This is a genomic window from Bradyrhizobium sp. T-12, assembly GCF_058314695.1.
Genome location: NZ_CM177756.1, coordinates 3958974 through 3977762, shown reverse-complemented (window position 1 = coordinate 3977762; position 18789 = coordinate 3958974). Strand labels below are relative to the sequence as shown.

Annotated in this window: 12 protein-coding genes; 6 read left to right on the top strand and 6 right to left on the bottom strand. The window is 65.9% G+C overall.

Annotated features, from left to right (window positions below; genetic code table 11):
- Positions 1-2: 2 nt before the first annotated feature.
- The 3 genes from AC0WRY_RS18725 to AC0WRY_RS18715 all read right to left on the bottom strand — a co-directional run bounded on the left by AC0WRY_RS18725 (position 3) and on the right by AC0WRY_RS18715 (position 6009).
- The gene (locus tag AC0WRY_RS18725) at positions 3-1235 is read right to left on the bottom strand and encodes an NAD(P)/FAD-dependent oxidoreductase (protein ID WP_491120342.1); all 1233 of its coding nucleotides are present in this window, start codon (positions 1233-1235) and stop codon (positions 3-5) included.
- 26 nt (positions 1236-1261) lie between these two features.
- A complete protein-coding gene (locus tag AC0WRY_RS18720) occupies positions 1262-2758 on the bottom strand; it encodes an amidase (RefSeq protein WP_491120340.1) in 1497 nt (498 codons plus the stop codon).
- 107 nt (positions 2759-2865) lie between these two features.
- Positions 2866-6009: an Rne/Rng family ribonuclease gene (locus AC0WRY_RS18715; protein WP_491120338.1), complete on the bottom strand. Its 3144-nt coding sequence runs from the start codon at positions 6007-6009 to the stop codon at positions 2866-2868.
- 706 nt (positions 6010-6715) lie between these two features.
- On the opposite strand from AC0WRY_RS18715, the gene AC0WRY_RS18710 reads away from it, so the two are divergent.
- The 6 genes from AC0WRY_RS18710 to AC0WRY_RS18685 all read left to right on the top strand — a co-directional run bounded on the left by AC0WRY_RS18710 (position 6716) and on the right by AC0WRY_RS18685 (position 15377).
- A complete protein-coding gene (locus AC0WRY_RS18710) occupies positions 6716-8011 on the top strand; it encodes an N-acetylmuramoyl-L-alanine amidase (RefSeq protein ID WP_491120336.1) in 1296 nt (431 codons plus the stop codon).
- Between the two features lie 335 nt (positions 8012-8346).
- Positions 8347-10860: a penicillin-binding protein 1A gene (locus tag AC0WRY_RS18705; RefSeq protein WP_211417218.1), complete on the top strand. Its 2514-nt coding sequence runs from the start codon at positions 8347-8349 to the stop codon at positions 10858-10860.
- Positions 10861-10968: 108 nt separating this feature from the next.
- Positions 10969-12100, top strand: a protein-coding gene (gene prfB / locus AC0WRY_RS18700; protein ID WP_145659441.1) for a peptide chain release factor 2 whose coding sequence is annotated in 2 segments (ribosomal slippage) — positions 10969-11037 and positions 11039-12100 — 1131 coding nt in all. Because the reading frame shifts where the segments join, the coding sequence is not laid out codon by codon here.
- Between the two features lie 2 nt (positions 12101-12102).
- Complete coding sequence (locus tag AC0WRY_RS18695) at positions 12103-12984, top strand: NAD(P)-dependent oxidoreductase (RefSeq protein ID WP_491120333.1); 882 nt, start codon at positions 12103-12105, stop codon at positions 12982-12984.
- Positions 12985-13126: 142 nt separating this feature from the next.
- Entirely contained in the window at positions 13127-14038 is a 912-nt protein-coding gene (locus tag AC0WRY_RS18690; protein ID WP_194402281.1) for a DMT family transporter, read from the top strand.
- A gap of 106 nt (positions 14039-14144) precedes the next feature.
- Complete coding sequence (locus AC0WRY_RS18685; RefSeq protein WP_491120330.1) at positions 14145-15377, top strand: ABC transporter substrate-binding protein; 1233 nt, start codon at positions 14145-14147, stop codon at positions 15375-15377.
- Here AC0WRY_RS18685 and AC0WRY_RS18680 read toward each other — a convergent pair whose 3' ends face one another.
- The 3 genes from AC0WRY_RS18680 to AC0WRY_RS18670 are packed head-to-tail and all read right to left on the bottom strand — an operon-like array spanning position 15378 to position 18786.
- A complete protein-coding gene (locus AC0WRY_RS18680; RefSeq protein WP_491120328.1) occupies positions 15378-16658 on the bottom strand; it encodes an O-antigen ligase family protein in 1281 nt (426 codons plus the stop codon). It abuts the gene before it with no gap.
- Positions 16655-18049, bottom strand: coding sequence for a glycosyltransferase family 4 protein (locus tag AC0WRY_RS18675; protein WP_491120326.1), 1395 nt, complete (start codon positions 18047-18049; stop codon positions 16655-16657). Before AC0WRY_RS18675 ends, AC0WRY_RS18680 begins: the two co-directional genes overlap by 4 nt.
- Positions 18046-18786, bottom strand: coding sequence for an ABC transporter ATP-binding protein (locus AC0WRY_RS18670; protein ID WP_491120324.1), 741 nt, complete (start codon positions 18784-18786; stop codon positions 18046-18048). Before AC0WRY_RS18670 ends, AC0WRY_RS18675 begins: the two co-directional genes overlap by 4 nt.
- Positions 18787-18789: the final 3 nt, after the last annotated feature.

Below are 18789 nucleotides of genomic sequence, written 5' to 3'. Positions count from 1 at the left end.
GCCTAGAACCGCTCGGGCCGATATGGCAGCGGATCAATCGCCGGCGTCTCGCCGCTCATGATCTCGGCAAGCAGGCGTCCGCTCGCGGGTCCCAGGGTAAAGCCCTGGTGGCCGTGACCGAAATTCATCCAGAGGCCGGGATGCCGCGGAGCTTGCCCGAGCACCGGCAGCATGTCGGGCGTGCAGGGGCGGGTGCCGAACCACGGATCCGGCTCGACGCGCTTGCCGAGGTCGATCAGCTCCCGCGCGGAGCCTTCCGCGCTGGCGAGCTGGACGGGCGTGGCGAGCGCGTCCATGCCGGTCAATTCCGCGCCGGTGGTGATGCGGATTCCCTTTGCCATCGGGCCCATGGCGTAGCCGCCGCCCTTGTCGACGAGCGGCAGGTCGAGCGAAGCGCCGCCGCTGTAATGCATGTGGTAGCCGCGCTTGCGCACCAGCGGAATGCGATAGCCGAATTTGTGGAGGAGGTCGGGCGACCACGGCCCCAGCGTCACGACGGCGTGGGCGGCGTCGAGGCGGCCCTGGTCCGTGTTGACCGACCATCCGGTCGCGGTCTGCTGCAGCGACTGCGCATCGCCCAGCACGATGGTGCCGCCGCGACGCTCGAACAGCTCGGCATAGGCCGTGACGAGGGCGCCGGGATCGGACACCGTCCAGGTATCGAGCCAGTGGATCGCGCCGGGAAGATCGTCGCGCAGGATCGGCTCGGCCTTGGCAAGCTCGCTGCCGGACAGCACCCGGAACTTCACGCCGAATTCGCGCTGGTCTTGTTCTGCGGCCTTGATCGAAAGATCGAGGTCCGCGGCGTCGCGGTACAGCGCGCGATAGCCGGCGCGGCGGATCAGATTGTCGGCATGGGCTTCCCGAATGAGGATGTCGTGCTCCGGGGTCGCGTAGGCGATCAGCCGCGCCCAAGCCTCGATCGCCTCGCGATGCCGTTTCGGCGCCGAGTGCCACCAGTAGCGGAGCAGGGGCTCGACATGGAGGTGAAGCGACGACAGGCTGTAGCGCACGTCGTTGGTGCGGCCGGTCGCGATCTTGAGCAGCGTCGCGAGATCGCGCGGCATCGGATAGGGGCGGACCGCTTCGGCCTGGATCATGCCGGCATTGCCGTAGCTGGTCTCACGGCCCGGCTCCCTGCGATCGACGAGCGTCACGGCCCAGCCGCGCTGCTGCAGGTGCAGCGCGGCGCTCACGCCGATCATGCCGCCGCCGAGAACCATTGCGCTTTGCATCGGAAGACTTCTCCTGTCGGACCGCGTTATTCCCAAGTGAGAAAGCCGGGGGCGGCGGACAGCGGCGGCGTCGCGGCAAGCCTCGCAAGGTCGGGGACCGGCCGGCACAATTGCGCGTCGCTCGCAAAGGCGGCCTCAATGCCTGCGGCAACCGAGAGCACGATGGCGTCGCCGCCGCGCGGACCGACGACCTGGAGGCCGAACGGCAGTCCGGCTTCGTCGAGGCCGAGCGGAATGCTGATGGCGGGATGGCCTGCAAGCGTGACGGCGTAGGCGAGCGCGAGCCAATGGAAGTAGGATCTGGTCGGAGCGCCATCGATCTCCGCCGGGTGAGGCTCCGACCATGGCCGCGGGCTCAGCGTGATCGTCGGGCTGATCAGTACGTCGCAGGTTTCGAAGAAGCTTTGATAGGCGCGATAAATCCTGGTCTGCGTCGTCGAGGCCCGCGCATGGTCTTCGAGCGTGTAGCTGAGCCCTTCCTCGACATTGGCGCGGACATTGGGGCCGAGCATCTCGGGACGTTCCTTGTAGTTCTTGCCGTGGGTCGCCAGGAACATGCCTGCGCGGAGCACGGCAAAAGCGTCGTCGGCGCCGGCGCAATCCGGCGTTGCTTCGCGGGATTCTGCGAACAGCGGTGCGAGCCGCTTCACGCGTGCGCGGAACACGCGCCGGATCGCCTGCTCGGTCGGAGCGAAGCCGAAATCCTCTGTGAAGGCGAGGCGGAGCTTGCCGAGCTCTGCGGGGCGCGGGACGGCCCAGCGCTCGGCGCGCGCGCGCACGGCCTCGCCGGGCAGCGTATAGGCGAGCGGATCGCGGGCATCATCGCTCGCCATCACCGACAGCATCAAGGCGGTGTCGGCGACGTTGCGCGCCATCGGCCCGTCGGTCGACAGATTGGACCAGCCGAACGCCCGCTTTTCGCTGGCCACGAGGCCGTAGGACGGACGCATGCCGACGATGCCGGCGAAGCCTGCCGGATTGCGCAGGGACCCGCCAGTGTCGGAGCCCGAGGCGAGCGGAGCCATGCCGCAGGCGAGCGCCACCGCCGAGCCGCCGGAGGAGCCCGCCGCCGAGCGCATGGGATCGAAGGGATTGCCGGTCGCGCCGAACACGGGATTGCGGGTGTTGCCGCCCGCCGCCCATTCCGGCGTGTTGGTCTTGCCGAAGATGATGGCGCCGGCGGCGCGCAGGCGCGCGACCGAGCCCTGGTCGGCCGCCGGGACGTTATCCTTCAGCAGCGGGCTGCCATAGGTGGAGCGCATCCCCGCGGTGTCCTGGGTATCCTTGATGAGAACGGGAAGCCCGTGCAGGGCACCGCGATCCTCGCCGCGCAGGATGGCGGCTTCGGCCGCCTTGGCAGCGGCACGCGCGCCCGGCTCGTCCAGCGTCACGACGGCGTTGACGGCGGGATTGATGGCGGCGATGCGGGACAGGCAGGCGTCGAGCAACTCGACAGGTGAGATCGCCCGGGCGGCCAACAGGCGGCGCAACTCGACGGCGCTGGAATCGCAAAGCTCTGACAATGCCGGTCCCCTCTCAGATTGCGCAAACGGCTTAGCACATCGGGACATCGGCGAAACAAAAACGCCCGGCAGTGCCGGGCGTCGTGTCTTGCATAGGTTGTCAGGCCTTATTCGCCGCCGCCAAAGCGGCGGGACCACCAGCCGGCGCGGCGCGGGGCGGCGGGCGTTTCGCTCGTCGCTTCCGCCGCAGGTTCAGCTGCCGGTGCGGGCGGGGTGACCGGCTCGACTGCCTGGGCAACCGGGGCTGCCGGCTCGCTCGGGCTGCTCGACATGAAGCTCACCTTTTCGCGCACCGTGGAGCGGCGCCGCGCGGCCTTGTCGTCGGCGGGCTCTTCCTCCGCGGCAACGGGCTCGGGCTGGGCCGGAGCCTCGGTCTGCACTTCGGCGTGCGGCTCAGGCTGCGAGACTTGCGGCTCGGCGGCGCTGTGCTCGGCTTGCGCAATCGAGGGCGCAGCCTCACTGCCGAGGCCGTCGAAATCGGCAACCGCCTCGGCTGCTTCCGATGGATGATTGGTGCCGAGTTCGTCACCGATGGAGCCGGCGAGACCTTCCTCGCCGCCACCGCGACGACGGCGTCCGCCGCGGCGACCACGCCGGCGCCGGCGATCACCGCTGCCCTGCTGTTCGCCACGGGCTGCCTGTTCCTCGCCTTCCTCGCCGTCCTGCTCGGGTTCGGCATCGTCCTCGCCTTCGCCGGCCGCCACGGCCGCCTCGGGAAGGGTGGGGGCGCCATCCTCGCGCAATTCGCCCTCGCGCGGGCCACCGCGGCCGCGCCGGCGACGGCGGCGCTTGCGGCGTTGGCCGTCCTGCTCGGACCCGGCGTCGCCTGCGGACTGCTCCTCGGCGAGACCTTCGGTCTCCTCGGTCTCGACCTCGGATTCGGTCTCCGGATCGAACTCCTCGTCGTCATAAGCTTCTTCGACCAGCGGCGGCGGGCTTGCGGCCGCCTGCGCCGCCAGCAGCGCCTTGGCGGCTTCCAGCGTATGCACCTGTTCGCCGCGGTCGATGAGGTAGGCCTGCGGCCCGCTGACGCTGGGATCCGCGATCACCGAGAGGGTGACCTTGAAGCCGTTCTCGAGATCGCGCAGGTGGCCACGCTTGTGGTTGAGCACATAGAGCGCAACGTCGGTGCGGGTGCGTACCACGAGATTGTGGGTCGCGCCCTTCATCAGGATTTCTTCGAGGCCGCGCAGCAGCTGCAGCGCCACCGAGGACACCGAGCGGACGTGGCCGGTGCCGCCGCAATGCGGGCAGGGATCGGTCGAGCTCTCGAGCACGCTGGCGCGGATGCGCTGGCGCGACATTTCGAGCAGGCCGAAATGCGAGATGCGTCCGACCTGGATGCGCGCGCGGTCCTGCCTCAGGCAATCGGACAGCTTGCGCTCGACCGCACGGTTGTTGCGCTTCTCGTCCATGTCGATGAAGTCGATGACGATCAGGCCGGCGAGGTCGCGCAAGCGGAGCTGGCGGGCGACCTCTTCGGCCGCCTCCAGATTGGTCTTGAGCGCGGTGTCCTCGATATGGTGCTCGCGCGTCGATCGTCCGGAGTTGACGTCGATCGAGACCAGCGCCTCGGTCTGGTTGATCACGATGTAGCCGCCGGAGCGCAGCTGCACGGTCGGCGAGAACATCGCATCGAGCTGGCTCTCGACGCCCATGCGCGAGAACAATGGCTGGCCGTCGCGATACTGCTTCACCGCGCTGACATTGGCGGGCATCAGCATCTTCATGAAGTCGCGCGCTTCGCGGTAGCCGGATTCACCGGCAACCGAGATTTCGTCGATCTCCTTGTTGTAGAGGTCGCGCAGCGAGCGCTTGATCAGCGAGCCTTCCTCGTAGACGAGGGTCGGGGCCTGCGACTTCAGCGTGAGGTCGCGCACCGTCTCCCACATCCGGATCAGATATTCGAAGTCGCGCTTGATCTCGGGCTTGGTCCGGGCGGCGCCGGCGGTGCGCAGGATGATGCCCATGCCTTCCGGCACGTCGAGATCCTGCACCACTTCCTTCAGGCGGGAACGGTCCTGGGCGCTGGTGATCTTGCGGCTGATGCCGCCGCCGCGCGCCGTGTTCGGCATCAAGACGGCATAGCGGCCGGCCAGCGACAGATAGGTCGTCAGCGCGGCGCCCTTGTTGCCACGCTCTTCCTTGACGACCTGCACCAGCATCACCTGGCGGCGCTTGATGACTTCCTGGATCTTGTACTGGCGGCGCGGACGGAACGTACGCTCCGGCACTTCCTCCAGCACGTCGTCGCCGCCGACGGATTCGACGACTTCCTCTTCGGCTTCCTCGTCGTCCTCATCTTCGTCGTCTTCTTCGCCAGTTGCCTCCGCAGCCTCGGCAAGCGACGTCTCGGCATTCTCTCCGCCGCCGTACACCGCATCAGCTGGCTCATCGGCCGACGTCACGGCCTCGGCCAGAGCTTCCGCATGCGCCTCGGGCGCGTGAGATTCGAAGGTCTGGGCCTCCTGCGGCTCGGCAGCGATCTCGGTCGCGACCACGGGCTCGGCGCCGACGGCCGCGACAGGCGCGGGCGTCTCGCCAACATGATCATGGTCGTGATGATCGTGCTGGTGATCGTGACCATGGTCGTGGTCGTGGTCGTGGTCGTGGCCATGGTCGTGGTCGTGGGCGTGCTGGTCATCATGGGCATGATGATCGTCGTGATCATGCTCGCCATGAGCAGGTTCGCCCTGATCGTCGTCGTGGTGATCGTGGCCTTCGTGCTCGCCACGGTGCTCTGCATCGGCGTGCGAATGCTCGCCGTCGTGCAAGGCGCCCTCGGCATGCTCCGGCTGCGCCGCGCCCTCGATCGGCTGGGCGGCGGGATCAGCGCCGGCGTCGAGGCCTTCGACGATGTCGCTGCGCACGCGCTCGCCATGACCACGGCGGCGGGCGTTGCGGTGGCGCGAACGGCGGCGTCCGTGGGAGCGGTTCTCGCTCTCCTCTTCGGCTTCACGATGGGCCTGTTCCTCGGCCTCGATCAGCGCCTGCCGGTCGGCGACCGGGATCTGATAGTAGTCTGGATGGATTTCACTGAAGGCGAGGAAGCCGTGGCGGTTGCCGCCATATTCGACGAAGGCGGCTTGGAGCGAGGGTTCGACCCTTGTGACCTTGGCGAGGTAGATATTCCCGCGCAGTTGCTTGCGTTGCGCGGTCTCGAAATCAAACTCTTCGACGCGATTGCCGCGGACCACGACGACCCGGGTCTCTTCCGGGTGGGTGGCATCGATCAACATCTTGTTGGGCATGTCTTAACTCTTGGCGGCGGCGGGCGCGATTCACCGTGGGCGCGTATCGCGCCGCCGGGTGACGCGACGGTCCACCTGATTCGGGGGTGAGGGGAAGGCCGAAACGCCGTCTCTCGCGCCTTGCCGGACCGGAAGCTTCAGGACCAAGGCGGCGCGCGGGATTGTCACTCCGCAGCGTCGCGAATGGTCCTTCAGAATTCGTCGGCACAGTCTGGCGCATCAAGCGTCGGCCCGTATGAAACATTGGGCGGCGAGGCCGCCCTTCAATCAGTTGCTGCTGGCCAGGCATGGCGCGAGCGCGCTCGCCTTGGGGATCACGAACCGCTCCCTTGGGATCAAGGGATCGGGTAATGGGTTACATCGCTGTCAGAACCGCCCCGGCAACGAAAGTGGTAACCCGGGACCGTTCCGCCGCCGGCGCTTGACCCGTTCCACTCGCTGCCGCGCACCGCGCTGGTCTTTGAGGGAAACGGAAAACGCTGGAATTCCCAAACCTTGAGAGTTCCCGCGGTGCACCGGGAGGCTGAATGCGACACAACCTGAAATATCGGCCGTCAGCATTCCGTACATACGAGGAATGAGCCATCCGTGCAAGGGAGCGTCGCACGGCGGTCACAGTCGCCGAGTTTCGCGTTTCTGTCATTAAGGATCGATTAACCCTGTGGTTCTATTGCGTTAAAGAGGGCTGCTCGGAGGCACGGAATCGGTGGCGAGCCGCACAAATCAACGGGTTTTGCTGGGATGCGCATTGCTGTGCGCTGCAGCGTTGCCGTGTGCCGATTCCTCGCGCCTGAGGGCGGCGGAGAGCCAGCCGCAACCCGCTGTTGCAGCGGCAAATTTTCCGATCGCCTCGGCCGCCCGGCTGGCTGGCGACGGCAAGCAGACCCGCTTCATTCTCGACATCGACAAGGCCGTCACCTTCCGTGCCGTCACGCTGGCCGACCCGTACCGGGTCGTCGTCGACGTGCCGCAGGTCAATTTTCAGCTGCCGGCGGGGACGGGGGCCGGGGGGCGCGGATTGGTCAAGGCTTTCCGCTACGGGCTGGTCATGCCCGGCGGCTCGCGAATCGTGTTCGACCTGACCGGACCGGCCAAGATCGCCAAGTCCTACGTGGTGGAGGCGGCCAACGGCCAGCCCGCCCGGCTCGTGCTGGAGCTCGAGGAGGTCGATCGCGCCGCGTTCGTGCAGGCGCTCGCGCCCGAAAATCGGCCTGAGCTGCGGCCCACGATCGCCGAGGCGCCGCCCGCCGCGACTCCCGCGACCGCGGCCCCCGACACGGCGCAGCAGAAGGCCGATGGCCGCCCGGTGGTGGTGATCGATCCCGGCCATGGCGGCATCGACAATGGCACGCAGTCGAGCGGCGAGAGCGAGAAGAACCTGGTGCTGGCGTTCGGGGTGGCGCTCCGCGACAGACTGGAGAAGGCCGGCAAGTACCGCGTGGTCATGACGCGGGACGACGATACCTTCATTCCGCTCAATGACCGGACCAAGATCGCCCGCAATCTCAAGGCCGCCTTGTTCGTCTCGATCCATGCCGATGCGCTGCCGCGTGCCGAGGGTGATGCGCAGGGCGCGACCATCTACACGCTGTCCGACAAGGCGTCCGACGCCGAGGCCCAGCGGCTGGCGGATGCGGAAAACCGGGCAGATGCGATTGCCGGCTTCAACCTCGCGGAGGAGCCGACCGATGTCGCCGACATCCTGATCGACCTCACGCAGCGAGAAACCCGCACCTTTTCAAACCGTTTCGCCCGCCTCTTGATAGGGGAAATGAAGTCGACGGTGCGGATGCACAAGCATCCCCTGAAGTCGGCCGGTTTCCGCGTCCTGAAGGCGCCCGATGTGCCCTCGGTGCTGGTCGAGATCGGTTATGTCTCCAACAAGGGCGACCTGGAGCACCTGGTCTCCGAGGGCTGGCGGTCCAAGGCCGTGGGCTCGATGGCGCAGGCGATCGACGGGTTTTTGACCAAACGGATGGCGACGGCAGGATCGTCAAACTGACGACCCGGGGATCGTCGAACCGACGATCCGGGGATCGTCGAACCGACGATCCGGAGATCGCGCAATTGACGGCCCCAAAAGGCCTTCAAACTGAAAGGGTTTTTGCGTCCCGCCGCAAAAGCCCTAGTTTGGCCACAGCGGGCGCTTTATAAAAACGCCGCAGGGGGTTCCGGAATCGGCGAGAATCCCGTTCGGCAAGCGTCTTAAGTCCGGCACAGATGGTATTGTGTAAGCCGGCGAATTCGCGACGTGAGGTTGGCGCCAGTTTGGGGTGCCAAGGCACCGATACTGGGCTGATACTGGGCTGATCCAGAGTTTGAACGGATAAACAGATAATGCGCTTGCTGGTGCGGTTCATGGGCTTCCTGTTCGCCGCGGGAACAGTGGTGTTCCTTGTTGGTGTCGGGGCCGTGGCAGGCTTGATCTGGCATTTCTCCAAGGACTTGCCGGACTACTCTCAGCTTCAGGATTACGAGCCGCCGGTGATGACTCGCGTGCACGCGGTCGATGGTTCGCTGGTCGGTGAATACGCCAAGGAGCGGCGGCTGTACCTGCCGATCCAGGCGGTGCCCAAGCTCGTGATCAACGCGTTTCTCGCGGCCGAGGACAAGAACTTCTACGAGCATGGCGGCATCGACTACACCGGCATGGCGCGCGCGGGTCTGGTCTATATCCAGAACTACGGCTCGAACCGCCGTCCGCAGGGTGCCTCCACCATCACCCAGCAGGTCGCCAAGAACTTCCTTCTCACCAACGAGGTCTCCTTCGCGCGCAAGATCAAGGAAGCCTTGCTGGCGATGCGCATCGAGAAGACCTATTCGAAGGACAAGATCCTCGAACTGTATCTCAACGAGATCTATCTCGGCCTCGGCGCCTACGGCATCGCGGCGGCCTCGCTGGTCTATTTCGACAAGTCGGTGAACGAGCTGACGGTGGCGGAAGCGTCCTATCTGGCGGCGCTGCCGAAGATGCCGGCGACCCTGCATCCGGTGCGCAACCGTGACCGCGCCATCGAGCGTCGCAACTATGTCGTCGATCGCTTGCTGGAGAACGGCTGGATCAAGCAGGCCGACGCCGACAAGGCGCGCAAGGAGCCGCTGGCCGTCACCAGCCGCTCCAACGGGGCCCACACCTTCGCCGGCGAATATTTCGCCGAGGAAGTTCGCCGCGACATCTTCGAGCGCTACGGCGAGAAGAAGTTGTACGAAGGTGGTCTGTCCGTCCGCACCACGCTGGATCCGAAGATCCAGGTCATGGCGCGCAAGGCGATGGTCACCGGCCTCGTGAATTATGACGAGCAGCAGGGCTATCGCGGCGCCATGAGCAAGCTCGATATTTCGGGCGACTGGGGCGTCAAGCTCGCCGAGATCAAATCGCTCTCCGACATCTCGCCGTGGCGTATGGCGGTGGTGTTGGAGACTAGCGACCAGTCGGCGCGCATCGGCTTCCAGCCGAGCCGCGAACTCGGCGGCGCCGTCAGCAAGCAGCGCGAGACCGGCATTGTCACGCTCGATGGCGTGCGCTGGGCACGCGCGGTTCAGGGCAATGCCAAGGGCAAGACGCCGACGTCCGTGGCGCAGGTGCTTGCCCCCGGCGACGTGATCTATGCCGATCCGCTCTATAGCAAAGAGGGACATCCGGTCGAAGGCCAGTACCGGCTGCGGCAAATCCCCGAAGTGTCGGGCGCGATGGTGGCGATGGATCCCTGGACCGGCCGCGTGCTTGCGATGGTCGGCGGCTTCTCGTTCGACCAGAGCCAGTTCAACCGCGCCACGCAGGCCTATCGGCAGCCGGGCTCGTCCTTCAAGCCGATCGTGTATTCGGCTGCGCTCGACAACGGCTATACGCCCTCGACTGTCGTGCTCGATGCTCCCATCGAAATCGATCAGGGTCAGGGCGCCGGCGTGTGGCGGCCGGAAAACTTCTCTTCTGGCAAATTCCAGGGACCGGTGACGCTGCGCAACGCGTTGCGGCAATCGCTCAACACGGTGACGGTGCGCCTCGCGCAGGACATCGGCATGCCGCTGATCGGCGAATATGCCCGCCGCTTCGGTGTCTATGACGAGCTGCCGAACTACCTGTCCTACGCGCTCGGCGCCGGCGAAACCACGGCGATGCGCATGGTCACGGCGTACTCGATGCTGGCCAATGGCGGCCGCCGCGTGAAGCCGACGCTGATCGATCGTATCCAGGACCGTTACGGCCGCACCATCTTCAAGCACGACCAGCGCGAATGCCGCGGCTGTGACGCGCCGGGCGGCTGGAAGAACCAGGCCGAGCCGCAGCTGATCGACCGCCGCGAGCAGGTGCTGGATTCCATGACCGCCTATCAGATCACCGAGCTGATGGAAGGCGTGGTCCAGGCCGGTACCGCGACCGTGGTCAAGGAAGTGGGCAAGCCGGTCGCCGGCAAAACCGGTACCACCAACGAGGCCAAGGACGCCTGGTTCGTCGGCTTCTCGCCCGACGTCGCCGTCGCCATCTATATGGGCTACGACAAGCCGCGGCCGCTGGGTAAGGGCAATGCTGCGACCGGCGGCCATCTGGCGGCACCCATCGCGCGCGATTTCCTCAAGCTCGCGCTCGCCGACAAGCCCGCGGTTCCGTTCAAGGTGCCGGCCGGCATCAAGCTCGTGCGCGTCGTCTCCAAGACCGGCATGCGCGCCGGTCCCGGCGAGACCGGCGGAACCATCCTCGAAGCCTTCAAGCCGGGCACGGCTCCGCCGGATAATTACTCCGTCATCGGCGTGGCCGACGCAGACGGGCGCGGCGGCGGCATGCCGGCCTCGCAGCAGCAACAGCCGGATTCCGGCTTCTTCATGCGGCCCGGCACCGGCGGGCTCTACTAAGGCCGGATAACACGGACGATCGCGGTTCCGGCGGTTGCGCTTTGCAGCCGCCGCCGCTACATCCCCATCTCGAATTGCACGCGGGATTCCGCGAGACCAGAGAACGACATGCGCGCCGAAATCGAACGGTTGGTAGAAGAGATCAAGCAGTCAGTCGGGCTGCTGAGGAGGCATCTTTGACGTCGAGAAATCGACGGCGCGCCTCGCTGAGCTGAACAAGCTCGCTGAAGATCCCAATCTCTGGAACGATCCCCAGAAGGCCCAGAAGCTGATGCAGGAGCGGACCTCGCTGGAGGATTCGCTCTCGGGCATCGGCAAGGTCGAGCAGGAGCTCGAAGACGATATCGGCATGATCGAGCTCGGCGAAGCCGAGGGCGATGACGGCGTCGTCGCCGAGGCCGAAGCTGCTCTGAAGAACCTCAAAAAGGAAGTGGCGCGGCGCGAGCTCGAGGCGCTGCTGTCGGGCGAAGCCGACCGCTTCGATTCCTATCTCGAAGTCCATGCCGGCGCCGGCGGCACCGAGAGCCAGGACTGGGCGCAGATGCTGCTGCGCATGTACACGCGCTGGGCCGAGACGCACGGCTTCAAGGTCGAATATCTCGAAGAGTCCGAGGGCGAGGAAGCCGGCATCAAGTCGGCGACGATCCAGGTCTCCGGCCACAATGCCTATGGCTGGCTGAAGACGGAAGCCGGCGTGCACCGCCTCGTGCGCATCTCGCCGTTCGATTCCAACGCGCGGCGGCACACCTCGTTCTCGAGCGTGCAGGTGTTTCCCGTCATCGACGACAGTATCAAGATCGACATCAAGGAATCCGACGTCCGCGTCGACACGATGCGGTCGGGCGGCGCCGGCGGCCAGCACGTCAACAAGACCGAATCCGCGGTGCGCCTCACGCATATTCCGACCGGCGTCGCCGTGGTCTGCCAGGCCGGCCGCTCCCAGCACAAGAACCGGGCCCAAGCCTGGGACATGCTGCGCGCGCGCCTTTATGAAATCGAGCTGAAGAAGCGCGAGGAGAAGGCCGCCGCCGACCAGGCCGCCAAGACCGATATCGGCTGGGGCCACCAGATCCGCTCCTACGTGCTGCAGCCCTATCAGATGGTGAAGGATTTGCGCACGGGCGTGCAGACCTCGGACACATCGGGCGTGCTCAACGGCGAGCTCGACGACTTCATGGCCGCGACGCTGGCGCAGCGCGCCTTCGGCACCACCGCCGGCGACGTCGAGGACGTGGACTGATCATGCCCCGCGTCGCCTTCATCGGATTGGGGCGGATGGGGCACGGCATGGCCGGCCGCTATCTCGATGCCGGCCACACGGTCAGCTTGTGGAATCGCAGCAAGGCCAAGGCAGAGGACCTGATCGCGCGCGGCGCGCATTGGGCGACCTCGCCGGAGGATGCGGCGATCGATGCCGACGCCGTCGTGACCATGGTCGCCGACGACGAGGCCTCGCGCGCGGTCTGGCTCGGGCCGAAGGGCGCGGCCAAGACCGCCAAGGCCGGCACCATTGCGATCGAATGCTCGACTGTCTCCTATGACCATGCCCGCGAGATGGGCCGCGAGCTGAATGCACGCGGACTGATCTATATCGATTGCCCCGTGACTGGCTTGCCGGACGCGGCGGCCGCCGGAAAACTGACGCTGCTGGTCGGTGCCGATGCCGCCGATCTCGAACGCGCACGCCCGTTCCTCGAGCCGATCGGTTCGACCATCCGCCATTTCGGCGCGGTCGGCTCCGGCACCGTCTACAAGCTCATCAACAATCTCATGGGCGCGATCCAGATCGCCGGCCTCGCCGAGGGGCTTGCGATCGCCGAGCAGGCCGGGCTCGACATGGACCTCGTGCTGGAGTCGATCCAGGCAGGCGTCGCCGCCAGTCCGCAGGTCCAGCGTCATTCCAAGCGCATGGTCGCCCGCGATTTTTCCGGTGCAACCTTTACGGCCGCGCTGCGGCACAAGGATGCAGCCTACGCCGTGAAGCTCGCCGAGAGCCTGCTGGCCGACAAGCCGCTGGTCTCACGTGCCGCGGTCGAGGCGTACGCGCAGGCCAAGGCCGCAATGCCCGATGACGACGAAGGCAAGATGATCGAGCTGGTGTCGCGGCCGAAGAAGCCGTCCTAGGCGGCTGCATCGTCACAGGCAATTTCGATCGTTCCACTCGTTCTCGGCATTCGCTTCTTGGATCGGCCTTTCATCGGAAATCGGGTGGCTGTGTTCGCCGTGTCATCCTAAGCCCATGGGCCGACTACCGACGTGAAAGCCCATGTCCCCAACCGATAGCCGGATCGACGCGCGAGACTGGTCGCTGCTTGCTGTGCTCTCGGTGCTCTGGGGAGGCTCGTTCTTCTTCAACGGCGCGGCGTTGCGGGAATTGCCGCCGTTGACGCTGGTGTTCCTGCGCGTCGCGCTCGGTGCGGCCATTCTGCTGCCGCTGCTGCGCATGCAGGGGATCGGCTGGCCCAAGGGCATGACGGGGTGGACGCCGTTCGTTGCGATGGGGCTGCTCAACAACGTCATCCCGTTCTCGCTGATCGTGATCGGCCAGACTTTCATCCCGAGCGGTCTGGCATCGATCCTGAACGCGACGACGCCGCTGTTCACGGTGCTGGTGATGGCTGCGGCAGGCGAAGAGACCTTGCATATCCGCCGTGTCGCAGGCGTGGCGCTGGGCCTCGTCGGCGTCGTCATCCTGCGCGGATGGGGCCTCGAGACGAGGCCAGGGCAGGGGTTCGGCATTCTGCTCTGCCTCGGCGGGGCGCTCAGTTATGGATTCGCCGCACTGGCAGCGCGGCGATTGCTCAGGGACTCCCCGCCGCTGGGCACGGCGACGTTTCAGCTGATGGTGTCGACGGTGATGATGGCGATTGTCGCCGGCGTCGTCGAGCAGCCATGGCGCCTCGCAGTACCGGGCGTCGCGACGTGGTCCGCGGTGCTCGGCCTTGCCGCGCTGTCGACGGCGCTCGCCTATATCGTGTTCTTTCAGATCGTGCGGCGCTCGGGCGCGAGCAATGTCATGCTGGTGACGCTGCTCATTCCCGTCACCGCCATTCTGCTGGGATGGCTGGTGTTGGGGGAGCCGATCTCCGCGCGTGAGATCGCGGGCGCCATCGTCATCGGCAGCGCGTTGCTGGTCATTGACGGGCGCGCTTCGCGCCTGCTGCGGCGCAGCGCGTAGTTCCACATCCGCTGTTTCACCTTGCGGAAAATCGCGGCGCTTGCCAGGCGCAACCCGCCTTGCGACACTCCCAGCAAAACAAGACTACAAAACACAGGGGAGACCAATGCCGGGTCGTCGCAAGAATCTTGCCCTCGCCATGCTTGTTGCCGGCGTGCTCGTCACGACACCGGCCTTGGCGCAGAAGAAATACGACCCCGGCGCCAGCGACACCGACATCAAGATCGGCAACATCATGCCCTATAGCGGGCCGGCGTCGTCCTATGGGGTGATCGGCAAGACCGAGGCTGCCTATTTCAAGATGGTCAACGACCAGGGCGGCATCAACGGACGCAAGATCGACTTCATCAGCTATGACGATGCCTATTCGCCGCCGAAGGCGATCGAGCAGGCGCGCAAGTTGGTCGAGAGCGACGAGGTGCTCTTGATCTTCCAGGCGCTCGGCACGCCCTCGAACTCCGCGATCATGAAATACATGAACGCCAAGAAGGTGCCGCAACTCTTCGTCGCCTCCGGCGGCACCAAGTTCGGCGACCCCAAGAACTTCCCGTGGACCATGGGCTTTCAGCCGAACTACCAGAGCGAGGGGCGGATCTACGCGAAATACATTCGCGATCATTTTCCCAACAGCAAGATCGCGGTGTTCTGGCAGAATGACGATGCCGGCAAGGACCAGTTCAAGGGCCTGAAAGACGGGCTCGGCGACAAGGCGAACATGATCATCGCCGACAAATCCTACGAGGTCAGCGATCCCTCGATCGACTCGCAGATCGTCGCACTTCACGATTCAGGTGCCGATATCTTCTTCTCATGGGCCGCCCCGAAGGGATCGGCGCAGGCGATCCGGAAAGTGGGCGAGCTCGGCTGGAAGCCGAAGTTCTTCCTGGCCAACACCGCGACCTCGGTCGCCTCGGTGCTCAAGCCCGCCGGGCTCGACTACGCCAAGGACATCATCTCGACCGTCTACCTGAAGGACCCGACCGACCCGACCTGGGACAAGGATCCGGCCGTGGTGAAATGGCGGGAGTTCATGGACAAATATTACCCCGATGGTGACAAGACCAACTCCAACAACATCTACGGCTATGTGCAGGCCGAGGCGATGGCGCAGGTGCTCAAGCAGTGCGGCGACAATCTCACGCGCGAGAACGTCATGAAGCAGGCGTCCAGCCTGAAGGACTTCCACACCGACCTGATGCTGCCGGGCATCATGGTCAACACGTCGCCAGATGACTACTTTCCGATCGAGCAGATGCAGCTGATGCGTTTCAACGGGCAGGCCTGGGAGCTGTTCGGCGACGTCATTACCGGCGAGGTCGGCCACGAGCGCAGCCAGTAATCACGGTTGGCTGCGGGTTTTGGCCTTCAACACCGTGCCGCCGGCGACCCCGACACCGAGCACATACATCCAGCCCTCGTGAAAATCGAACAGGTGCGAGTTCAACAGCGAACTCGTGACGTTCTGCACGACGACCACCAGCCCGATCCAGGCTGCGAGCCCTCCGCCGAGGAACAGGCGGAGATGGGCGATCCACATGGCGTGGAGCAAAACGACGCCCAAGAGGCCCCATTGCATGGCGACGTTGAGGGTCTGGTTGTGCGGATTGTTGACGACCTCCGCATCGAGGCTGCTTCCGCCCGTGGCGGCGCGTTCGAACCGCCGCTTGATCGAGCCGGTGCCGTGCCCGATCAAGGGCGCCTCGGCAAAGCTGTGGATCGCCTTGCGCCAATAGGTCAGCCGCTGCGCGGTCGAGGCACGGCTGATGTCCTCATGGCCATGGCGATATTCGACCCCAATGTCCGTGATGCGCTGGCGCAGATAGGGCGACGTCGCCCAGGCCAGCGCGGTTACGGCGACCGTGCCCGCGAGCAGGACCAGCGTTGCGCGCCGGTTGAGATGCTTCCAGGCGAACAGAGCCAGCAGGACCGCAATGCAGAGCAGCGCCGTGCGCGCGGAGGCGACGAACACCATGTTGGCCGCGAACAGCAGGATCAGCGCCAGACAGGCCGCCGTCGCGACCACGTTTCCGCGACGCCAGAAGGTCAGCGCGGGCAGGGCAAGCGCGAAGGCGCACAGCGTGAACTCCTGGCTCTGGTCGATGTAGTTCTTGACGGGCACGCCTGATGACGCCGTCGCCGTGATCTTCCAGGCGGGATCGAGCAACACGATCCAGGAGAAGACGGCGAGCAAGGCGCAGGACACGACAAAGGCGAGGCCAACCCAAAGACCGCGCTCCGACCGGCTGAAATGGTAGAGCAGCGGCGGAATCAGCACGAGCTTTGCGACCGGCTTGATCGCATGCAGCCGATCCGCCCACGCGCCGTCCGACCACAGCAGGCCGAGCAGTGCGAGCAGCAGGATTGCGAAGGGCAGGGCAAACGCCGGCCGCGCGACCTCGTGTCCATAGTCGCGCCAATCGATGGTTGGCGTCACCACCAGGAGCCAGAGTCCGACGAAGATCGACGGCACTGTCGTGGACCAGGGCAGGGACGCCGCGATCAGGGCGGCAAGGACGTCTGCGGCCCGGATCAGCGCGGCCGAGCTGCGCCAACTCTGCCATCGGCCGGTCCTGCCTTGCCGATCGGCAGGACCGGACCACAACGCGGATTCGGCGGTCATCCGTATGAAGCGAGTTGCGCGCCGACAAGGCTTGCCGCGGGCGCATGATGCCCGAGGAAATCGCGGGCCTGGGTCTCGTAGCCGAAGCGCTCGGCGAGCTCGTGCCGTCGCGCTCGGATCCTGCCGCGGCACTCCTCCTGCCGGGTCAGCACGCGGGTGACGGAGGCGGCGATCGAGTCGGTCGAGAACGGGTCGAAATAGTCGGCGAGCTCGCCCGCGACCTCGCGAAACACGGCGATGTCGGAGCACAGCACCGGCGTGTTCGCGGCCAGTGCCTCGATGATCGGCACGCCGAACCCCTCGGCGAAACTCGGCATGATCAGACCGTGTGCCTCGGCGATCAGGGCGGCCTTTTCGTGCTCGTCGACATAGCCGGCGAAGCGGACATTTTGCGGCGGATTGCGCATCCGGCCGATCTCGCCAGCATAGCCGATCACGACGAGATCGGCCTGGGGCACGCCACGGAAGGCGCGAACGACGGTGGCGACGTTCTTGCGCGGCTCGTTCGAGACGATGACGACGAAGCTCGGCCGCCCCGGACGGCCCGACGGGGCTGGAAGGTGCAGGACATCCGGGGCGTCGAACCGGGTGCGGGGATACACGACCCGCGCCGGCAGGTGCGCAAATTGCGGCAGCAGCTCCCTGAACCGCATCATGCTGTAGTTTGAAACGAAGGCGAGCTCGTCGGCCTGGCGCAGGCTCGTCAGGAGCCGCGACAGGAACAGCCGCGTTGCGATATCGCTGAGCTTGAGGTCGGTGAGCGGCAACAGATCATGCACGACGCAGATCACCTTGGCGCCGGGCCTGCGCGTGATCGCGACCCGGGTCGGGGTATCCACGACGATGACGTCGTAGCCGCGGGCATCGACCCGCGGCGGCGGCAGCAGGAAGAAGGCCGAGGAGTCCTGGTAGCTGTAGAAGCCGGGCTCGAGCTGAAACTCGCGGAACAGCTCGAGATGGCGCAGGTCGGGCGGGACGTATTCGAGCGCCGCGGTCCTGTTCTCGATCAGCCGGGCGCGCAAAGCCCGCAGGCCGATCGCGCGCAGGAAACAGATGATGTAGTCCCACGACACGGACATGGTGGCCTTGTGGCGGATCCAGTCGAGCGTGCGGCGCAGGCCGCCACGCACGACCGGCTCGGCCATGTTGACCTCGTCGAGGAAGCGATAGAGGGCGAGCAGCTCGATGTTGCGCGCCTCTGCCGGAAACAGCTTGGTGCGCCGCTCGCGCCGCTGCAGCTTGCGATAGCGCCGCGTGGTCTCCACCAGCAGCGTCAGCTCGTGCCCCTCGGCCGCGAGCGAGCGCATCAGCTCGCGGGTGAAGTGGAAGATGCCGCGCTTGTGGTTGGGCTCGCCCAGCGCTTCGGATATGACGAGGATGTTCTGCTTCATGCGCGTTTCTCGTGGAGATCGAGGGCGTGGGTGGCCGGCGGGGCGACCGTGACGGTCGAGGCGACGCGGCCGTGATCGAGGTTGACGATGCGGGTGCAGGTCCGACGCAGCAGCGGCTGATCGTGGGAGGCGATGATCACGATCGCCGCCTGCGACACGAGGTTCAGGAGCCGCTCCTGGGCCTTCTCCGCAAAATGCTCGTCGACCACGCTGAGCCATTCGTCGAGCAGGAGGATGTCGGCCGGAAACGCGGTGGCGGTCGCAAACAGCACCCGCATCAGCATGCCCGAGGAGAACATCCGCAGCGGCAGTCGCTGCATGCGCGTCTCGAGCTCGGTGAAGGCCCAGATCTCGTCGATCATCTCGCGGGTCGGCTTGCGGCCGCTGATCCGCAGCAGCAGGGCGATGTTGTCCTCGGCGACGAAGTCGAGATTGACGCCGGCGTTGAGGCCGAGCAGGGGCACGACATTGCCCTGAACCGTCATGCTGCCGCTGCTCGGCGGATAAACGCCGGCGATCAATCGCAACAGTGTCGATTTGCCGGAACCGTTGGGGCCGGCAAGCCCGATGCGGGCGCCGGTTTCGGCCTCGATCGAGACGTTATCCACGGCGCGGATGATCCGCGTCTCCCCCGGCTCGCGGATGAGATGGCCGAGCAGCCGCCGCTTCAGCGAATAGTCGTAGGCGCCGTAGAGCGGGTAATCGAGACAGACGTTGCGCAGGCTGATCGAGACCATGGG